Below are 18607 nucleotides of genomic sequence, written 5' to 3' on the forward strand. Positions count from 1 at the left end.
CGCGTCAACGGTTGCGTTGCCGCGCCAGCAAAACCAACAGATAAGGCGCACCGATAATCGCGACCACAAGGCCCGCCGGCAGTTGCAACGGCGGCAGCAAGGCGCGCCCGAGGGTGTCGCCCAGCAGTACCAGTAGCGCGCCGAACAGTGCCGACAGCGGCAGCAGCGCGCCATGCCGATCACCGCACAACTGCCGTGCCAGGTGCGGCGCGACCAGACCCACGAACGTCATCACGCCGATATTGGCCACCGTCGCTGCGGTCAAGGTGACACTGCACAGCAGCAGCAACAGCATGATCAACGGTGCATTCAGGCCGCGGCTGAGCGCCACACGCTCGCCCAGTTGCAGCAGATTGAGCTGGCGATGGCAAAACAACAGGGGTATGCCCGCCACCAGCAGCCAGATCAGCAGGCTCTGTACCTGCGGCCATCCACTGCGATGCAGGCTGCCGCCAAGCCACATCAACGCCGATTCGACCCGATCGATATTGCCGTAGGTGATCAGCAGATCGGAGACGGCACCGAGCATGGCCGTAAGCCCCACGCCAACCAGAATCAGACGCAGCGGGGCAATCCCAGCGCGCCAGGATAGCGCGACGATGAACAGCGCCACCGCCAGGCCACCGAGCAACGCGGCCAGTGGATAGAGCCCCACCGGCAAGGCTTGCGGCCACAGCACCAGGATCAGCAGCATGGTGACGCTGGCGCCCGCCTCGACCCCGACCAATCCCGGCGCAGCCAGTGGGTTGCGCGTCAGCGACTGCATCAACACCCCGGCCAGCGCCATCGCTGCACCCCCGAGAATCGCCAGCAGGATACGCGGCAGGCGCAACTCCCATAGGACACTGGCCGACAGCGCCGCCTCGTCGGCGAACAGGCCCTGCCAGAGCTGCGCCATGCTAGTGGTGTAGCTGCCGACGCTGGCCGCATACACCGTCAGGGCCGTCAGCAACAAGAGCAGCGTCAAGGCCGCCAATGCATCAATGGGGCGGCCGACCCAAGGCAACCCGGGGCAACGCCTTGGCGTGGTCAACCAGCGACTCACTTGAGTTTCCTCAATACCAACCCGACGAATACGGGACCGCCAATCAGCGCGGTGACGATGCCGGTGTTGAGTTCATAGGGGCTCACCAGGGTGCGCGCCACGACATCGGCCAGCACCAGCAGCAAGGCGCCCAACAAAGGCGTGGCTACCAGCAATTGCCGCAGGTCGTGGCCAACCAGCAGCCGCGCCGCATGCGGTACTACCAGCCCGACAAAACCGATCGGGCCAGCCAGTGCCACCGCACAACCGGACAGCAGCACCACCGCTGCCAAGCTCAACAAGCGCATGCGCAACAGGTTGACGCCCATGCTGGAGGCCACCTGTGCACCCAGCCGATAGGCATTCAATGCCCGCACATTGAGCAGGCAAAGCGACAGGCCAATGACCAGGTAGGGCCAGAGCCAACTGGGCAGGTTTGCCCCGCTGATACCCAGCGAGCCGGTCAGCCAGCGCCGCAGGCTGTCCAGCCCTTGCTGATCGATCAGCAACACAATCGCGGTGATAGCGCCGAACAGCGCGGCCATCATCGCCCCGGAAAGCGTCAGCCGCACCGGATTGGGTGTGCGCCCGGCCAGCAGCATGACGCCGACGGCGGCCACCAGAGCGCCGCTGAAGGCAAACAAGGGAATCATGCTCATGTCGTTGCCCGGCAGCACCAGCAAGCCAATGACCACGAACAAGGCCGCGCCACTATTGATGCCGAGGATGCCCGGATCGGCCAATGGATTGTCGCCAACCGCCTGCATCAGCGTGCCAGCCAGCCCCAGGCAGGCGCCCACGAGCATCGCCACCCACAGGCGCGGCAGACGCGAACCGCGAATGACGCTGTGATCAGATTGACTCGGGTCATACGCCAGCAGCGCCTGCCAGACATCATGCCACGGGATCGACTTGGCCCCCACCGCCAGGTGCAGCGTCGAGGCCAGGACAATGCCGATCGAGATCGATAGCCAGATCGGCCAGCGCAACCCACCGCTCATCGGGCCACCTGGCCGTCGTGCGCGCGCAGGCGCGCAGACGACGCCGGCACGCACAGAGGATCACCGGAATGCGGATCGATAAGAATGTGCGCATCCAGGTCGAACACCGCCTTCAAGTTGCCCGGGGTGAAGACCTCGGCAGGCGCCCCTTGGGCGTGAACCTTGCCCTGGCGCAACATCACCAGTTGATCGGCATAACGCGCGGCCTGGTTGAGGTCATGCAGAACCGCGACGACAGTACGCCCCTGGTCACGCAACTCGGCGAGCAGTTCGAGCAAAGCGATCTGATGAGCGATGTCGAGGAAGGTGGTGGGCTCGTCGAGCAGGATGACCGGCGTCTCCTGCGCCAGTGTCATGGCAATCCAGCAGCGCTGTAATTGTCCACCGGACAGGGAGGTCAAGCTGCGGTCCAGCAGCATCCCGACATCGGCCAGTGCCACGGCGCGATCAACCGCCTGTTGATCGGCATCACTCCACGGCTGCCACCAGCTTTGCCAGGGGTAGCGCCCCTGCATGACCAGCTCGCGCACGGTGATACCGGCAGGCGAGCTGGTACGTTGCGGCAACAGTGCGATTTGCCTGGCCAGTTCACGGCGCGAGAGCTGAACGTGGGGCTTACCTTGTAGCAATACGTCGCCGCTGGCGGGGCGCAGCATGCGTGCCAGCACGTTCAACAAGGTGGTCTTGCCGCACCCATTGGCACCAATCAACGCAGTAAAACAGCCCTCGGAAATGCTCAGGCTGATGTCATCCAGCACCTTCAGTCCGTCGAATTGAAGCTCAAGCCCCGTCGCTTTCAACATGCACGCACACTCGAATTCGAACCCCCGCACCAGCGCAGCCCGCCGGACATGTGGGTTCATCGCGAATCTCACCCCGCTCAGGGCGGACAGTACCTACGGCAGCATCCAGGCCTTGAACATTCATGCGCAGTAGCTTGCAGCAATAAATTAGTGAAGACAATAAATTGTGCGCTAGTACAAATATTTCTCATTTAGATGTAGAGTTCGCCCGCTACTGCTGACTGCCAAGAAGCAGGCGTGAAGGATCGCAGAACATCCTCCGCCTCGCGCACACATACTAGAAGACCAAAGGATGTTCCTTCGCCATGTGCCAGGTTACGCACCCAAGCCCCGAACGTTTCGCCCCACGTCCCGCCTTCAGCCTTACTGCACTGGCACTGGCCATGGCCAGCCTGGGTTCAGGCAGCCTGCATGCCGCTGAGGCCGACCCAGCCACCACGGTTGCGCCCTTGGAAATCGAGGCCACCAACGTCACCGGGCAAAGCGTCGAGCAGCCCACCGAGCACGTGGTCGGCTATGTAGCCAAACGCAACCTGAGCGCGACCAAGACCGATACGCCGATCACCGAAACCCCGCAGTCGCTGTCGGTGGTGACGAGCGATGAGGTACGCGACCGCCAGGCGGAAACCCTCGGCCAAGCGCTGAGATACACGCCAGGCTTCACCAGCGGCTCGACCAACTTCAACCGCACGGCGGACCGCTTCCGCGTGCGTGGTTTCTCGGTCGAATCCGCCACCGGCGGCTCGCTGCGCGACGGCCTGCGCCTACAGACCAACTCCTACGACGGCACCCAGGAACCTTATGGCCTGGAGCGCGTCGAGGTCATTCGCGGCACTGCTTCGGTGCTCTACGGCCAGCTCTCGCCTGGCGGCATGGTAAACGGCGTCAGCAAGCGCCCAACCCAGACGCCGTTTCACGAGCTGAACCTACAGGTAGGCTCCTATGACCGCAAACAGCTCGCCGCCGATTTCAGTGGTCCATTGGGCGATAGCGACACCCTGAGCTACCGCCTGACCATGCTCGGGCGCGACAGCGATACCCAGCAGGACTATCTCAACGACGACAAGTTCTACATCGCCCCGGCGCTGACCTGGCGCCCAGACGAAGACACCTCGCTGACCTTGCTGTCTTTCTACCAGAAGACCGATACGCGTTTTCCTGCACCGGTGCCCTATCAGTTGACCAAAGGTGTCGGTAACGGCGCCTTCAAGATCGGCCGCCACGATTTCATCGGCGAGCCGGACTACGACGACATGAATGGCGAAATGTCGGCCCTGGGGTACGAGTTCAGCCACCGCTTCAACGAGCACTTCACGGTCAACCACAAGCTGCGTTATTCCGAGTCGGATGTGAAGTGGAGGTACTTGCAGGTCGTGCCCGGTACGGCCGCCGCCACTGCCACGACCGGCATTCTGAACCGCCGATACAGTGACCGCCACGAACGTGCTCGGGTCCTGGGCAGCGATACCAACATCGAATCCAAATGGCAGTTCGGCAACGTCGAACAAACCGTGCTGCTCGGTTTCGACGGCTACGACATGTCCTACGATTCCCATAATTTCCGAGGCGCTGCCCCCGACCTGGACCTGAGTCGTTACAACTATGGACAGCCCGTAGTGGTTAACAGAGCCCGTGCCCTGGACCGTGGCTCGCAGATCGATACGCTGCAAAAAGGTGTGTATCTACAGGATCAGATCAAGTTCGACGACAAGTGGGTCCTGGTGCTGGGTGGCCGCCACGACTGGGCTGATCAGGATCAGATGGCGCATCGCACAGGTGCCAAGGCCAGCCAGAGCGACGAAGCCACCACCTGGCGCGCGGGCCTGGTGTACCTGGCGGACAACGGCCTGGCGCCCTACGTCAGCTACAGCGAGTCGTTCTTCCCGGTTTCGGTAGCAGAAGCCCCCGGCCTGAACTTCGAACCCACCGAAGGTAAACAGTACGAAGCCGGTGTGCGTTATCAGCCCAAGGACAGCACTGTCCTGCTCAGCGCAGCCGTCTACGAGCTGACCCAGACCAACGTGCTCAAAGAGGACCCAGTGACCGAAGAGTTCCGCCAGACCGGCAAGGTCCGCTCGCGCGGCCTGGAGCTGGAAGCCAAGGCGGACGTCACCCCGGCACTCAGCGTAATCGCCTCCTACAGCTATACCGATGCCCGCACCATCAAGAGCACCATTGACTCCGAGATCAATCAACGGATCGATGAAACGCCGTATCACCAGGCGGCGCTGTGGGCCACCTACAACCTCGTCAACTGGGGCATTCCGAAACTGACCGTGGGCGGCGGCGCTCGCTACATGGGTACCACGCCGGTCTCGGGCCTGGATTCGTCCATGCCCGCCTATACCCTGTTTGACGCCATGGCGCGCTACCAGATCGACGACCAGTGGACGGTAACCGTCAATGCCACCAACCTGACCAACAAGCTCTACACGACCTGTGACGCCGTCGACTGTCAGTACGGTGACGAGCGCACCCTGGTGACCTCGCTGAACTTCAACTGGTAATCCACCCCGGCGCGCGCCGCGCAAGCACCCTGCCATGCCCGCTGCCTGTCTCTGAAAGATAGAGGCAGCGGGCGGGCGGATGTGCTAAAACCTGCGAGTTTCCATGTGGCATCGGAGAAACTCGTGCACATCGACTGGCTCAGCTTCACCCCCTGGTCATCCCTTGCAGGCGGCGCGTTGATTGGCTTGGCGGCCAGTCTGTTGGTCATCGCCAATGGGCGTATCGCCGGCATCAGCGGCCTGATCGGCAGCCTTTTACAGCGCGGTTGTGAGGGCCGCAGCGACACAGTCCTTTTCCTTTTGGGCCTGCTTGTCGCACCGCTACTCTGGGGCCTGTTCTTCACGCTGCCACACATCACATTCGAAAGTGACGGAGTCGCCCTCGTGGTCGCCGGAATACTGGTGGGCGTCGGTACGCGATACGGCTCAGGTTGCACGAGTGGCCACGGGGTATGCGGCTTATCGCGCCTTTCGCCCCGTTCGATGGTGGCCACTGTGAGCTTCATGCTGGGTGGTTTCGTCACGGTGTTCGTGTTGCGTCATCTGCTGGGAGGTTGAACGTGGCCAAACTGTCGGCGTTCATCGCAGGTCTGCTGTTCGGCTTGGGCTTGCTGTTGGCAGGTATGGCCAACCCCAGCAAAGTATTGGCGTTTCTGGACCTTACGGGTGCCTGGGATCCCTCCCTGGCGTTGGTCATGCTCGGGGCCATTGGCGTCGCCGTGGGACCGCTGACATGGGCCCGTCGGCAGTCCCGCTCGCTGCTGGGTCAGCCCATGCAGCTACCGGTCAAACGAGAATTGGACGCGCGCTTGATTGGCGGGAGTTTAGTGTTCGGCATCGGCTGGGGCATAGCAGGGATCTGCCCAGGCCCGGCAGTGGCCACGTTGCTCACAGGGCACTGGCAAGTGCTGGTGTTCACGTTGGCCATGCTCAGCGGCATGCTGTTGTTCAAGGCACTGGAGAGCCGACGCCGCGCTTGAGCCGACTCAGATGATGGTTGAACGTATGGAAGACGCCGCCTTCAACAGCGCTGGCGAAAGTAATCGCCCAGAAATTCCACCGTTACCCTCACCTTCGCCGAACTGAGCAATGGCGAGGTATGTACCGCCCAGATATCCGCAGGCTGAGCGTATTCAGCCAGCACCTGCACGAGCCGCCCAGCTTGCAGGTCGTCTTTGACATCCCACCTCGAACGCAATAGCAGGCCACGCCCATCCAGGCACCACTGCCGGGCGATTTCGCCATTGTTGGTAGAGAGGCTGCCCGCCACTTTGACGGTCTGCGGCCCTCTGGGCCCGATCAGGTTCCAGACCCCAAACGGGTGGTCCCGCTCTTTGATCACCAAGCAGTCATGCTGCCCCAGGTCTGCCAGGGTTTCGGGTGTGCCGCGCGCTTGCAGGTAGCCGGGGCTAGCGCACAGCACACGATGGTTCTTGGCCAGCGGCTTGGCGATAACATGCGGCGATATGTCATTGCCCACCCGGATATCCAGGTCCACGCCCTCCTCCATCAAATCCACCAAGCGATCCTGGATATCCAGGCGGATGTCCAGCCCAGGGTAGCGCACGGCCAATTCAGCCAATGCCGGCGCGACCATGCGACGCCCGAGGCCTGGGCTGCTGACCACCCTTAGCAGACCTTTGGGCTCACCCTGCCAGGCGTAGATTTCATCGCCCAGCTGGCTGACCTGATACAACAATTGCTGCGCCCAGGCACTGACGCGCTCCCCCTCCTCGGTCAGGGTCACGCTGCGCGTGGTGCGGTGCAGCAAGCGCAGGTTGAGGTCTTGCTCCAACGCGCGAACGCGTTTGCTGACAAACCCGGCAGACATGCCCAGTTCGTCAGCCGCAGCAGAAAAACTGCAACGACGTGCCACCAACAAGAACACATTCAAGTCGTGCAGGCTGGGTAGATTGTTCACGATTCGGAAACCAAGTTTCTATAAATGTACTGATTTTGTCTGATTTGGAGATATATAGCATAGGGGCTCCTCCACCGGACAGAGTTTCCCCCATGACCAACACCCCGTTTCGTATCGCGGCCATTCCCGGCGATGGCATTGGCCTCGAAGTCCTGCCTGAGGGCATCCGGGTCCTGGAAGCCGCCGCACACAAATACGGCCTGGCGTTGCAGTTCGACACCTTCGGGTGGGCTAGCTGCGCCTACTACCTGCAACACGGCAAGATGATGCCGGACGACTGGTCCGAGCAGCTCAAGCGCTACGATGCCATCTATTTCGGTGCCGTCGGCTGGCCTGACAAGGTGCCCGACCACATTTCGCTGTGGGGCTCGCTGCTCAAGTTCCGCCGCGAGTTCGACCAGTACGTGAACATCCGCCCGGTGCGCTTGTTCCCAGGCGTGCCTTCGACCCTGGCCGGGCGCAAGGTCGGCGATATCGATTTCGTGGTGGTGCGGGAAAACACCGAAGGCGAGTACTCGTCGATTGGCGGGATCATGTTCGAGAACACCGAGCAGGAATTCGTCATCCAGGAATCGATCTTCACCCGCCGTGGCATCGATCGCATCCTCAAGTACGCCTTCGAACTGGCCGAGAAGCGCGAGCGCAAGCATGTGACCTCGGCCACCAAGTCCAACGGCATGGCGATCAGCATGCCGTACTGGGACAAGCGCACCGAGGCGATGGCCGCGCACTACCCCACGGTCACCTGGGACAAGCAGCACATCGACATCCTCTGCGCGCGCTTCGTGCTGCAACCGGATCGCTTCGATGTGGTGGTGGCCTCCAACCTGTTCGGCGACATCCTCTCCGACCTCGGCCCTGCCTGCGCCGGCACCATCGGCATCGCGCCGTCGGCCAACCTCAACCCCGAGCGCAGCTTCCCGTCGCTGTTCGAGCCGGTGCACGGTTCGGCCCCGGACATCTACGGCAAGAACATCGCCAATCCCATCGCGATGATCTGGTCCGGCGCGATGATGCTGGAGTTCCTCGGCCAGGGTGATGAACGCTACCAGCGCGCCCACGACGACATGCTCAAGGCCATAGAGACGGTGATTGCCGAGGGCAAGCTAACCCCAGACATGGGCGGCACGCTATCGACCCAGCAGGTGGGTGCCGCGATCACTGAAGCGCTGTTGCAGCGCTGAGCCCCCGCAGAGGTGCCAGGCGCCCCGAAGGCACCTCTGTAGCCTCTATGCCATTTGTCGCGCCGGCCAGGCGAATGTTGCGTCGCGCTCTGGCAAGCTGGTGCCTTCTGACCGCCATCCCCGCAAGCGAGGCACCATGACCCTGCTGTTCAAAGTCGACCCGGATCGAGGTCGCGCCTGGAAAGCGCTGTTCGCCGAGCACGCCCCCGATATCGAGGTGCGCTTGTGGCCTGAAATCGGTGATCCCTCGCAGATCCGTTACCTGGCCACCTGGCAGCCTCCCGAGGATATCGCCGGGCACTTCAGCAACCTGCAAGTGCTGTTTGCCACGTCTGCCGGCGTCGATCAGTTCGACAGCAACGCGCTGCCACCGAGCGTGCAGATCGTCAGGATGCTCGACCCCGGTATCGTCCAGGGTATCGTCGAGTACGCCACCCTCGCGGTGCTGGCCTTGCACCGCGACCTGCCTCTGTACCTGGACCAGCAGCGCCAGGGGCTTTGGCAGGTGCAGCAGAATGTGCCGGCGGCGCAACGGCGGGTAGGCGTCATGGGGCTGGGTAATCTTGGCCAGGCAGTGTTGCGCCAGTTGCACGGGTTCGGTTTCGCGCTGCGCGGCTGGTCGCGTTCGGCCAAGCAGATCGAGGGTGTCCAATGCTATGCCGGTGACGCAGGCCTGCCGGGCTTTTTGGCCGGTTGCGATATCCTGATCTGCCTGTTGCCGCTGACCGCGCACACAGCCGGTATCCTCGACGCACGCCTGTTCGACGCACTGCCGCGAGGGGCCAGCGTGGTCAACCTAGGGCGCGGCGGTCACCTGCGTGAAGCCGACTTGCTGGCCGCGCTGGACAGCGGCCAGCTGCGACGCGCCATCGTCGATGTGCTGAGCTGCGAACCGCCAGCACCCGACCACCCCTTGCTAGATCACCCCAAGGTATGGGTGACGCCGCATATCGGCGCGGTGACTCACCCGGCCTCGGCTTTTCAGGTGTTGCTGGATAACCTACGGCGGCATCAGCGCGGCGAGCCGATGCAAGGACGGGTATCGCGCGAACGCGGGTACTGACGTGTACAACGAACTCAAGCGCTGGTGACTGAGTCTAGGGCACCGGGCGTATCGACGTCTTGCAACACCCCGGCATCCTCGGTCTGAAGTACCCTCACCCGCTCTGGATAGCGTTGCAGGACCGAGCGAGCACCTTCATCACCCGCGAGCCGAGCCAACGCCGGCCACAACTCGCGGCCGAACAGCACCGGATGGCCATTGCGCCCCTGGTGCCGGGCTACGACAATCGCGCCGGGGTTGGCAAGCGCCAACAGTTCGCGCAAGGTGTTTTGTTGTATCCAAGGCATGTCGCCGAGCACGATAGCCACGGCCTGCGCAGGGCTGTCGGCCAACGAGGCGACGCCTGCCGCCATGCTGTGCCCCATGCCCAGCATGGCCTGCGTGCCTATGACCACCCGGCAGCTATCGGGCAAGCCCAGTTGCGCTGCCGTTTCGCCAGGGCGCAACACCACGCGTACCTCATCGAACACTGCCAGCGCCCGCGCGACGCTGTGCTGCAACAAGCTGCGGCCATCGGCCAGACACGCCCTGCGCTTGTCGCTGCCAAAGCGCGAACCCTGCCCCGCCGCCAATACCAGCGCGACGACGGTCATCGCGCCTGGCACTTGTGCACGGCAACCCGCGAACCCATCGCAGCGCGCTGAAAAATATCGGTTCTTACGCTTTCAAGCATGGCCAGGTCATCGATCTTGGGGGTATGCGGCGACACTAGCACAGCGATGTTGCGCTGGCAGCCATCCTGGGCGATGCCAGATAAAGTCAATGTGCCACTAGTCATTCTGCTGTCATGTTTCTGTCGTATTTTTCAGCCTTCACCCAAGGTCGGGGATAACGCAGTGATCCGCCGTTCACGCTCGCGCGCAGGGCTGTTGCCGCTGCTGCTATTGATGCTGTGTGCTCTCACCCTCACCTTCCTGTGGGGCCTGCACATCAGCCAGAAAGCTGCCACGCGTCAGGACGCGCTGTCGGCAAAAGCCGCCGAACACCTCAATCTGGCGAGCATGGTCGCGGAAAACCTGCGTCAACTGGTAGACCGTGCCCAAGCCGTAGGGCGTGTCACCCAGGACGACATGAGGCGCCTGCGCCAAGGCAACCTGAGCTTGGCACGCATTCTTGCCGAAGACCCAGTGTTCAAACGCATGAGCCTGTACGACCGTCACGGCCGGCTGCTCTCCTCCAGCCACGCCGATGGGCCCGAACAGCTTCCAGCGGCCTGGCGCGAGCAGCTTGAGCGGCATGTCGCGCGCTATGGGTTCAAGGCCTTCATGCCGCGTGGCATGCCCGCCTCGCCTGCCTCGGTACAACCCAATTGGCGCTTGCCGTTCCTGCTGCCGCTGACCGACCTGCCAGGTCGGGAAATCGACACCATTCTGGTAGTTCAACTGGACATCGGTTACCTGGCCTTGCTGTTCCAGCACATCGACTTGGGCCGAACAGGCATGATGCGCCTGCTTCAGGACGATGGTCAGGAGCGCTTGCGCATCGACACCAGCGGCGTGGTGGTGGCCGGTGAGGCCCTCGCGCCGGATCTGCCTGACAGCGGCGAGACATCTGGCGCGCTCACCCAGTACAGCCTCCAAGGGCCTTATCAAAGCCTCTACCGACGTGTGCCCGAGCGCGGCTTCAGCGTGGTGGTCAGCCAGCGCAACGACGAAATCCTCGCCCCCTCGACACTCAGCACCCACCGCCAGTTTTGGCTGAACCTGGTCATGACCTTGCTGATCCTGGCCAGCCTGGCGTGGTGCATGCGCCTACTGCGCAAGCGCCAGGAGGCTTTTGGCGAACTGGAGCGCACCCAACAGGTCAACCAGCAACTGATCGGCCGCCTGGAGGAGGAACACCGGCGCAGCAGCCATGCCGCCGCCACCGATCACCTGAGCGGGCTGCACAACCGCCGCCAGTTCGTCGAAGTGGCGGCAAAGGCGCTGACCCAACAGCGCGGAAAACGTCGGCTGATGGCGATCCTGTTCATCGACATGGACCGGTTCAAGTCGATCAACGACTCCCTGGGCCACAAGATCGGTGACTTGCTGCTACAGGCGGTGGCCGGGCGTATCCAGCATATGCTGGAGCCTGGCGATGAGGCCTCACGCTTTGGCGGGGATGAATTCGTCGTGCTGCTGGCCGGCGAACGTGGCGAGGAGCAGATCGATGCCTGGGTCCGGGCGTTGGTCAACAAGCTTTCGGCCACCTATGCGCTGGATGGCCAGGAGGTCAACACCAGCCCCAGTGTCGGGGTCAGCATCTGCCCACGTGACGGCCAGGACATCGACACCTTGATCCGCTGCGCGGATGCCGCCATGTACTCCGCCAAACAGGCCGGGCGCGCCCAGTACCGATTCTTCGACCCGTCGCTGAACCTGTCCGACATTCAGGCCTTCACCCTCGAACAGACTTTTGGCAACGCCCTGGCCGAGCGCCAGTTCGTTTTGCATTTTCAACCGCAGATTCGCCTGGATACCTTGCAAGTGCTCGGCTACGAAGCCCTGGTGCGCTGGCAACACCCCGAATTCGGCCTGCTCTACCCGGACCGTTTCATTGAAATGGCCGAGCGCAGCGGCTTTATCGTCGATCTGGGCTGGGAAGTGCTGCGCCTGGCCTGCGAGGCACTGGCCCTAGGCGGCGAACAGTGGCGCGATACGCGCCTGGCAGTGAACGTTTCGGCCTTGCAGTTGCGTCAAGCCGACTTCAGCGATCGCCTGCTGGCAGAACTCGACGCCTACGGCTTCGCCGCGCAGCGCCTGGAGCTGGAAATCACCGAAACCACCGTGCTCGACCCAGAGGGCACAGCCGTGGAGCACCTTCATCGTCTGCGCGCGGCAGGTATTGGCATCAGCCTCGACGATTTCGGCCGTGGCTATGCAGGTTTTGCCCACCTGCAGGCGCTGCCGCTGTCCAAGCTCAAGATCGACCGGGCGCTGATCGCTCCATTGTCCAACAGCTACGACGACAGCCCGATCGTGTCATCAACCATCATCCTGGCCAAGCGCCTGGGCCTGGAAGTGGTCGCCGAGGGGGTCGAAACCCGCGAGCAAGTGGTGTGCCTGAAGCTCGCTGGCTGCGACATCGCCCAGGGCTACCACTTCAGCCGCCCCCTGTCCTTGGCCCAGTTGCACGATTACCCGCCGTTCAGCGGTGCCGAGGAAAAGGCATGCGTGTATTGAAAACCTTCGCCAGCGTGGCGCTGACGCAGCTGCTGGCGATGGCCGCTCAGGCCAACTGCACACCCCACAGCCTGCGCCTGGCAGTGATCCCGATCAAGGACGTGCAGGCCATGACCGACGAGCATCAACCGCTGCTTAAGCGCCTGAGCGAAGCCGCTGGCGTGCCGGTGGAACTGGTGATCAGCGCGTCCTACGAAAGCGTGGTGGATGCCATCGTTTCCGGTGGGGCCGACCTCGCCCGTCTGGGCCCGGCGTCGTACATCATCGCCCACCAGCGCGACCGGCGTATCGAGCCGTTCGCCACCTTCACCCTCAGCGCTGGCACCTATACCCCGGCAGGTAACCACTACCAAGCCTTGCTATTGACCCGCGCAGACGGGCCGTCCGATCTCGATAGCCTGCGCGGTGCGCGGGTGGCATTGAACGACCCGGCCAGCACCTCCGGCAGCCTGGTGCCCAGCGTGGAGTTCGCCAGCAAGGTCGGCACCCCGTTGCAGGGGTACTTCAATTCGCTGGTGTATGCAGGTAACCACGACAAGGCATTGGACGCGTTGCTCGAAGGCCGGGTGGACGCGGCCTTCGTCGCCAGCGAGCGCGCCGATGCGTATTTGAAGGCGCACACCCTCGACCCCAGGCGCTTGCAGGTACTATGGCGTTCCGCGCCGATCTATTACGACCCTTACGTGTTCAGTGCAGGCCTGTGCCCGGCGCTCAAGCACAAGCTGCGCAAGGCCATGCTGGCAGATCCCGAGGCACTGACCGAGTTCATCGCCTCCCAGGACGCCACCGGGCTGGTCCCCGTGGCGCACAAGGAATATGCCGGTCTGGAAAAGATGATGGAAACATCGCTGCGGCCTGGCCAGCCACATCCTTGAACAAGGCCGCTAGCCCCGATCAGCGGGCGCTGGCGGCCTGCCATAACCTGGCCACATCCGCCGCCCGCGCCTTGAGCAGCCCCTGGGCATCGGCACACGCCTGCTCCAGGCTCATCGGCCCACTGGCCAGGGCAAACGCGGCGTCGATGCCGTGTGCATACAGCTGCTCGTAACCGGCCCCCAAGGTTCCAGCCAGTACCACCACCGGCACGCCATGCCGTTTGGCCACCCGTGCCACGCCTAATGGCGTCTTGCCGCGTAGGGTCTGGGCATCGAAGCGCCCTTCCCCGGTGATCACAAGGTCGGCACCCTGGACCCGCGCATCCAGCTCAGCCAGCTCTGCAACCACCTCTACACCAGGGCGGAACCGCGCCCCCATGAACGCCTTGGCAGCAAAGCCCATGCCGCCCGCCGCACCGCTACCGGGCTCATCGCGCCTATCGCTGCCCAGTAGCCGCGCGCAATGGTCTGCGAAATGCCCCAGGGCCTGGTCAAGCCACTGCACCTGCTCGGGGTTGGCGCCTTTCTGCGGACCGAAGATCGCCGAAGCCCCACTGGGCCCACACAGCGGGTTGTCGACATCCGCAGCGACCTCGACCTGCACCTCGGCCAGGCGCGGATCAAGGTCGCTGGCATCGAGGCGCGCCAGTTGCGCCAGCGCCAGGCCACCCTCGGCCAGCGGCTGGCCGTCGGCATCCAACAAACGCAGGCCAAGGGCCCGCAGCATGCCGCTACCACCGTCGTTGGTCGCACTGCCACCGATAGCCAGGACGATACGCCGGGCACCGGCGTCCAACGCCGAAGCGATCAGTTCGCCAGTCCCCCAGGTACTGGAGCGGCAAGCATCACGCTGGTGCCCCGGCACCAGTTGGATGCCGCTGGCCTGGGCCATTTCGATCACTGCCGTCTGGCTCTCGGGCAGCCAGCCCCAGCTGGCCTGGACGTTACCGCCCAGCGGTCCGCGCACGCTCTGGCGACGTTGCTCGCCGTGGCTTGCTGCAACGATTGCCTCCAGCGTGCCTTCGCCACCGTCAGCCATCGGCACCTGGACCAACTCGGCCTGCGGCCACACCTCGGCAAGGCCGCAAGCGATGGCACAGGCGACACCGGCAGCATCGAGGCTGTCCTTGAACGAGTCGGGGGCGATCACGATTTTCATGGGGAATTCTCCTGTCTTGTACCGCGCATGCTGACAGTTGCGTGACAGGGTGGCGTCGGTCGGATGCACAAAGCCGCGCGCCGGTTGTTTGGGCAGATGCCTGTCCAGGTGAGCGCGCTTACCCTGCCGGCAATAACTGCAGCCCCAAGTACAAACTCAGCATGCCTTCCATGCGCAACGGATCCACCTCCCCTACCTCGGCGATCCGCTCCAGCCGATAGCGCAGGCTATTGCGATGAATCCCCAGCGCATCGGCACACGCCTGGCTCTGCCCGTCATGCGCGCACCAGGCGCGCAGCGTATTGAGCAACTGACCGCTGTTGTCCTTGGCACGAATACGCAGCAGTGGCTCAAGCAACTCATCCAGCGCATCGTCGTTGCGGTGGCGCCACAGCAGTGCCGGCAGGCGGTAACGGGCAAGGCTGAGCAGGCGCTCCTGCGGCAGCACTTCGCGCCCGTAGGCGAGCAGGTCGCGCACCCGTCGGTAACCGCGGCGTAACTGCTCAAGGCTTTGCGCCGGGCTCCCCGAGGCCAGCCGTTCGACGTCCCAGCCATGGCGCTGCAAGCGCTCGAGCAGGCGAGCCTCGTCCAACGCCGTGGACGCCGGGCGGCACCATAGCAGCGATTGACGCGCGGGGCTGACACACCAGCTGTCTGGAAATCGGCTCAGCAGCCACGCCGCCAGGCTTTCAGCCGGGGGACCGGATTGGAGTTCGAGCAGACAAGGCACCCGTGGCAGGTTGGGTTTAAGGCCAAGCTGCTGCGCTTCATCCACCAGCCTGGGCGAATCGCCTGTGCCACCGAGCAGCAAGGCCAGCAAGTCGTCGCAGCGCTGACGGCGCCATTGCTGCTCCACCTGCAAATGGCGCTGGGCCAGGAGCATCTCTGCGGTCATGCGCACCAGCTCGCCATAGGTACGCAGCTGCCGCGGATCCCCCGTCAGGCCTAGCACGCCGATCAGCCGGCCATCGAGCATCAGCGGCAGGTTGACCCCCGGCTGCACGCCCTTGAGGCACTTGGCCGCGTCGTTGTCCAGCTCGACGATACGCCCGTTGGCCAGCACCAACTGGGCGCCTTCATGGCGGGTGTTGATACGCTCAGGCTCGCCGCTGCCCAGGATCAGCCCCTGGCTGTCCATCACATTGACGTTGCACGGCAAAATGGCCATCGCCCGATCGACGATGTCCTGGGCCAGCTCGTGGTCCAGTTCGAACATGCACAGATCCTTGAGGTTTGGTCGCCAGCACAGCAGGCTGCGGCCAACGCTGTGCAAAAGCACAAAGACAGCCGCGCTACACTGCCCGAGACTCATCGGGCGAGCGCCGGTTACAGGCGACGCGGCGATAACCATAACAAAAGAGACCCCGATCATGGCACACAGCCCCGCCCTTGACCAAGGCAACGACGTCACCCGCAACGCGCTGTACCGGCGCATCACCCTACGGCTGATTCCGTTCATTTTCATCTGCTACCTGTTCAACTACCTGGACCGCGTCAACGTTGGCTTTGCCAAGTTGCAGATGCTCGACGCGCTGAAGTTCAGCGAAACCGTCTACGGCCTCGGCGCCGGCATCTTCTTCATCGGCTATGTGCTGTGCGGCCTGCCCAGCAACCTGGCGCTCAATCGCTTCGGCCCACGGCGCTGGATCGCGGTGATGATGATCGCCTGGGGTAGCCTGTCGACCTGCCTGCTGTTCGTCACCACCCCCACCGAGTTCTACACCCTACGCTTGCTCACTGGCGCCGCCGAAGCCGGCTTCTTCCCGGGCGTCGTGCTATACCTCTCGCGCTGGTTCCCGGCGGCCCGGCGTGGCCGGATCATGGCGTTGTTCATGTCGGCGATCCCGGTTTCCGGCCTGCTCGGCGGGCCGTTCTCGGGCTGGATCCTGGAGCACTTCGGCGCAGGCCAAGGCGGCCTTGCCGGTTGGCAGTGGATGTTCCTCATCCAAGGCCTGCCGACCGTGGCCCTGGGGGCATTGGCCGTGCTGCTGTTGAGCGACGGTCACCACAAGGCCGCATGGCTAAGCCCGGCCGAGCGCCAGATGATCGAAACCGACCTGGCCACCGATGCTGCCAGCAAGCCGTCCACTAGCGGCGATAGCGTGCTGTCGGTGTTGACCAACCCGCTGATCTGGACCTTCGGTTTCGTCTACTTCTGCATCCAGAGCGGCGTGTACGCCATCAACTTCTGGCTGCCGTCGATCATCAAGAACATGGGCTTCGACAACCCGCTGCTGATCGGCTGGCTGAGCGCCATCCCGTACCTGCTGGCAGGGGTGTTCATGATCCTGGTGGGCCGTTCGGCAGACCTGCGCAACGAGCGCCGTTGGCATCTGGTGGTGCCGATGCTGATGGGCGCACTGGGCCTGCTGATCGCGGTGAACTTCGCCGCCCAGCCAGCCGTCGCGATCCTTGGCCTGTCCATCGCCACCATGGGCGCCCTCACCGGCTTGCCGATGTTCTGGCCGATGCCCACCGCGCTGCTTAGCGCCAGCGCCGCCGTGGCGGGTTTGGCGATCATCAACTCGGTAGGCCAGATGGCCGGTTTCCTGAGCCCCTACCTGGTCGGCTTCATCAAGGACCAGACCGGCTCCACCGACGCTGCGCTGTACACCCTGGCGGCGCTGATCGTGATCGGCAGCCTGGTGGCCCTGCGCGTCTCGCGCGCAGGCAACACCGCCCTCGCCGGCGCGCGCTGATACCCCCCTGCCCGCTCCCACGCGATGGGAGCGGGCTTGCCCACGATGGCTTCGGATCTGGCACACTCTCCTGGCCCCCGCCACGGACCGCGCGCATGCTGATCGACGAAGAACTAACCCTGAAGAAACTCGAAACCTTCCTCGCCTTCATGCGCACCGGCAACCTCGGCCGCGCCGCCGCCGCGCTGTCCACCAGCGCGGTCAGCGTGCACCGCGCGGTCCATTCGCTGGAAAGCGCGTTGCGCTGCCCGTTGTTCAAGCACGAAGGCCGCCAACTGATTCCACTGGAAAGCGCCTACGTGCTGGAGAAAAAGGCCCGCCAGCTGATCCAGGATGCCGAACAGATGGTGCGCCAGACCCGCGAAGCCGCAGGCTTCTATGCCGAGCGTTTTCGACTGGGCGCGTTGTATTCGCTGACGGTCAAGACCGTGCCCAAATTGGTGATGGGCCTGAAGCTGCGCCGCAGCGAACTGAACATCGACTTGACGTTGGGCTCGAACATCGACCTGCTGCAGCGCCTGAAAAATCACGAACTCGACGCGATCCTGGTCTCGCTGGACGAAAGCGTCAGCGACCCGGCATGTGAGCATTTGCCGCTGTTCTCGGACGATATTTTCCTTGCCGTGCCCACCGACTCGCCGTTCGCCGACCAGGACGAGGTCGACCTTGCAGACCTGGCCGACTCCACCTTCATCACCCTCACCCAAGGTTTTGCCACCCACCGCGACGGCGCGCGGGTGTTCCAGCAGGCAGGCTTCGAGCCAAAGGTGGCGATGCAGGTCAACGATATCTTCACGTTGCTCAGCATGGTCAGTTCGGGGGTCGGGTTTGCGTTGCTGCCGGGTCGCATCGCGGCGGTGTATGAAAACCGCGTGAGGTTGATCGCGCTACAGCCCCGGTATCGGTTGCAGCAGCATATCGGGGTGGTGTTTCTCAAGGCGCGGGAGCGCGAGCCGAACCTGTTGGCGTTGTTGGCCGAATGCCGGATGTACAGCCGGGAGGTTTGATTGGGCGTAACTGTCTTGCTCAATCGCGATCCCTGTAGGAGTTCACCCAGCCCTGCCGGGCTGCGCTGTCGTGCAGAGAACTGATTTCGCAAGCGCGCCGCGTACCCTGTGGGAGCGGCGGTTCGGCGCCCCGACTTGCCCGCGAAGCAGGCGACTCGGTGTATGGCACCGGCTTCGCCGGTGTTCGCGGGCAAGCCCGC

The 18607-nt window shown here is 63.6% G+C and carries 16 protein-coding genes; 9 read left to right on the top strand and 7 right to left on the bottom strand.

Annotated features, from left to right (window positions below; translation table 11 throughout):
- Nucleotides 1-4: 4 nt before the first annotated feature.
- Genes FEM01_RS03250 through FEM01_RS03260 form a run of 3 tightly spaced genes read right to left on the bottom strand, consistent with a single transcriptional unit; the run spans nt 5 to nt 2828 of the window.
- Entirely contained in the window at nt 5-1045 is a 1041-nt protein-coding gene (locus FEM01_RS03250) for a FecCD family ABC transporter permease (RefSeq protein WP_138217827.1), read from the bottom strand.
- Nucleotides 1042-2025: a FecCD family ABC transporter permease gene (locus FEM01_RS03255; RefSeq protein ID WP_138217828.1), complete on the bottom strand. Its 984-nt coding sequence runs from the start codon at nt 2023-2025 to the stop codon at nt 1042-1044. The genes FEM01_RS03250 and FEM01_RS03255 overlap by 4 nt, the downstream gene beginning before the upstream one ends.
- Entirely contained in the window at nt 2022-2828 is an 807-nt protein-coding gene (locus tag FEM01_RS03260) for an ABC transporter ATP-binding protein (RefSeq protein WP_171030900.1), read from the bottom strand. Before FEM01_RS03260 ends, FEM01_RS03255 begins: the two co-directional genes overlap by 4 nt.
- 383 nt (nt 2829-3211) lie before the next feature.
- On the opposite strand from FEM01_RS03260, the gene FEM01_RS03265 reads away from it, so the two are divergent.
- The 3 genes from FEM01_RS03265 (at nt 3212) to FEM01_RS03275 (ending at nt 6315) form a co-directional block, all read left to right on the top strand.
- Entirely contained in the window at nt 3212-5335 is a 2124-nt protein-coding gene (locus FEM01_RS03265) for a TonB-dependent siderophore receptor (protein WP_138218168.1), read from the top strand.
- 105 nt (nt 5336-5440) lie between these two features.
- Complete coding sequence (locus FEM01_RS03270; protein WP_276610505.1) at nt 5441-5893, top strand: YeeE/YedE family protein; 453 nt, start codon at nt 5441-5443, stop codon at nt 5891-5893.
- Between the two features lie 2 nt (nt 5894-5895).
- A complete protein-coding gene (locus FEM01_RS03275; protein ID WP_138217831.1) occupies nt 5896-6315 on the top strand; it encodes a YeeE/YedE family protein in 420 nt (139 codons plus the stop codon).
- A 41-nt stretch (nt 6316-6356) separates the two neighbouring features.
- Here the strand turns inward: FEM01_RS03275 and FEM01_RS03280 are convergent, their stop codons facing one another.
- Nucleotides 6357-7256, bottom strand: a complete 900-nt coding sequence (locus FEM01_RS03280; RefSeq protein ID WP_138217832.1) for a LysR substrate-binding domain-containing protein — start codon at nt 7254-7256, stop codon at nt 6357-6359.
- Between the two features lie 92 nt (nt 7257-7348).
- Here FEM01_RS03280 and FEM01_RS03285 point away from each other — a divergent pair, with 92 nt between their 5' ends.
- Complete coding sequence (locus FEM01_RS03285) at nt 7349-8440, top strand: tartrate dehydrogenase (protein WP_138217833.1); 1092 nt, start codon at nt 7349-7351, stop codon at nt 8438-8440.
- A 136-nt stretch (nt 8441-8576) separates the two neighbouring features.
- Nucleotides 8577-9503: a 2-hydroxyacid dehydrogenase gene (locus FEM01_RS03290; protein ID WP_138217834.1), complete on the top strand. Its 927-nt coding sequence runs from the start codon at nt 8577-8579 to the stop codon at nt 9501-9503.
- Nucleotides 9504-9517: 14 nt separating this feature from the next.
- Here the strand turns inward: FEM01_RS03290 and FEM01_RS03295 are convergent, their stop codons facing one another.
- Nucleotides 9518-10096, bottom strand: a complete 579-nt coding sequence (locus FEM01_RS03295) for a nucleotidyltransferase family protein (protein WP_138217835.1) — start codon at nt 10094-10096, stop codon at nt 9518-9520.
- A gap of 243 nt (nt 10097-10339) precedes the next feature.
- Here FEM01_RS03295 and FEM01_RS03300 point away from each other — a divergent pair, with 243 nt between their 5' ends.
- Together FEM01_RS03300 and FEM01_RS03305 are read left to right on the top strand one after the other, a co-directional pair.
- Complete coding sequence (locus tag FEM01_RS03300; RefSeq protein ID WP_138217836.1) at nt 10340-12667, top strand: putative bifunctional diguanylate cyclase/phosphodiesterase; 2328 nt, start codon at nt 10340-10342, stop codon at nt 12665-12667.
- Nucleotides 12655-13542 carry a phosphate/phosphite/phosphonate ABC transporter substrate-binding protein gene (locus tag FEM01_RS03305; RefSeq protein ID WP_138217837.1) on the top strand — a complete coding sequence of 296 codons (888 nt, stop codon included), beginning with the start codon at nt 12655-12657 and terminating at the stop codon, nt 13540-13542. The genes FEM01_RS03300 and FEM01_RS03305 overlap by 13 nt, the downstream gene beginning before the upstream one ends.
- A gap of 19 nt (nt 13543-13561) precedes the next feature.
- On the opposite strand, the gene FEM01_RS03310 is transcribed toward FEM01_RS03305, so the two are convergent.
- Entirely contained in the window at nt 13562-14701 is a 1140-nt protein-coding gene (locus tag FEM01_RS03310) for a glycerate kinase (protein WP_138217838.1), read from the bottom strand.
- 118 nt (nt 14702-14819) lie between these two features.
- Nucleotides 14820-15917 carry a sugar diacid recognition domain-containing protein gene (locus tag FEM01_RS03315; RefSeq protein WP_138217839.1) on the bottom strand — a complete coding sequence of 366 codons (1098 nt, stop codon included), beginning with the start codon at nt 15915-15917 and terminating at the stop codon, nt 14820-14822.
- Nucleotides 15918-16071: 154 nt separating this feature from the next.
- On the opposite strand from FEM01_RS03315, the gene FEM01_RS03320 reads away from it, so the two are divergent.
- On the top strand, nt 16072-17400 hold the full coding sequence (locus FEM01_RS03320) for an MFS transporter (RefSeq protein WP_138217840.1): 1329 nt from the start codon (nt 16072-16074) through the stop codon (nt 17398-17400).
- A 95-nt stretch (nt 17401-17495) separates the two neighbouring features.
- On the top strand, nt 17496-18407 hold the full coding sequence (locus tag FEM01_RS03325) for a LysR family transcriptional regulator (RefSeq protein ID WP_138217841.1): 912 nt from the start codon (nt 17496-17498) through the stop codon (nt 18405-18407).
- The last annotated feature ends 200 nt before the right edge of the window (nt 18408-18607 follow it).

The organism is Pseudomonas mosselii, from assembly GCF_005796105.1.
GTDB lineage: Bacteria > Pseudomonadota > Gammaproteobacteria > Pseudomonadales > Pseudomonadaceae > Aquipseudomonas > Aquipseudomonas mosselii_C.

Coding starts and splice junctions, on each gene's coding strand:
- FEM01_RS03285 (WP_138217833.1), top strand. CDS start 7,349: ATGACCAACACCCCGTTTCGTATCGCGGCCATTCCCGGCGATGGCATT.
- FEM01_RS03260 (WP_171030900.1), bottom strand. CDS start 2,828: ATGTTGAAAGCGACGGGGCTTGAGCTTCAATTCGACGGACTGAAGGTG.
- FEM01_RS03295 (WP_138217835.1), bottom strand. CDS start 10,096: ATGACCGTCGTCGCGCTGGTATTGGCGGCGGGGCAGGGTTCGCGCTTT.
- FEM01_RS03255 (WP_138217828.1), bottom strand. CDS start 2,025: ATGAGCGGTGGGTTGCGCTGGCCGATCTGGCTATCGATCTCGATCGGC.
- FEM01_RS03325 (WP_138217841.1), top strand. CDS start 17,496: ATGCTGATCGACGAAGAACTAACCCTGAAGAAACTCGAAACCTTCCTC.
- FEM01_RS03310 (WP_138217838.1), bottom strand. CDS start 14,701: ATGAAAATCGTGATCGCCCCCGACTCGTTCAAGGACAGCCTCGATGCT.
- FEM01_RS03265 (WP_138218168.1), top strand. CDS start 3,212: ATGGCCAGCCTGGGTTCAGGCAGCCTGCATGCCGCTGAGGCCGACCCA.
- FEM01_RS03290 (WP_138217834.1), top strand. CDS start 8,577: ATGACCCTGCTGTTCAAAGTCGACCCGGATCGAGGTCGCGCCTGGAAA.
- FEM01_RS03320 (WP_138217840.1), top strand. CDS start 16,072: ATGGCACACAGCCCCGCCCTTGACCAAGGCAACGACGTCACCCGCAAC.
- FEM01_RS03305 (WP_138217837.1), top strand. CDS start 12,655: ATGCGTGTATTGAAAACCTTCGCCAGCGTGGCGCTGACGCAGCTGCTG.
- FEM01_RS03315 (WP_138217839.1), bottom strand. CDS start 15,917: ATGTTCGAACTGGACCACGAGCTGGCCCAGGACATCGTCGATCGGGCG.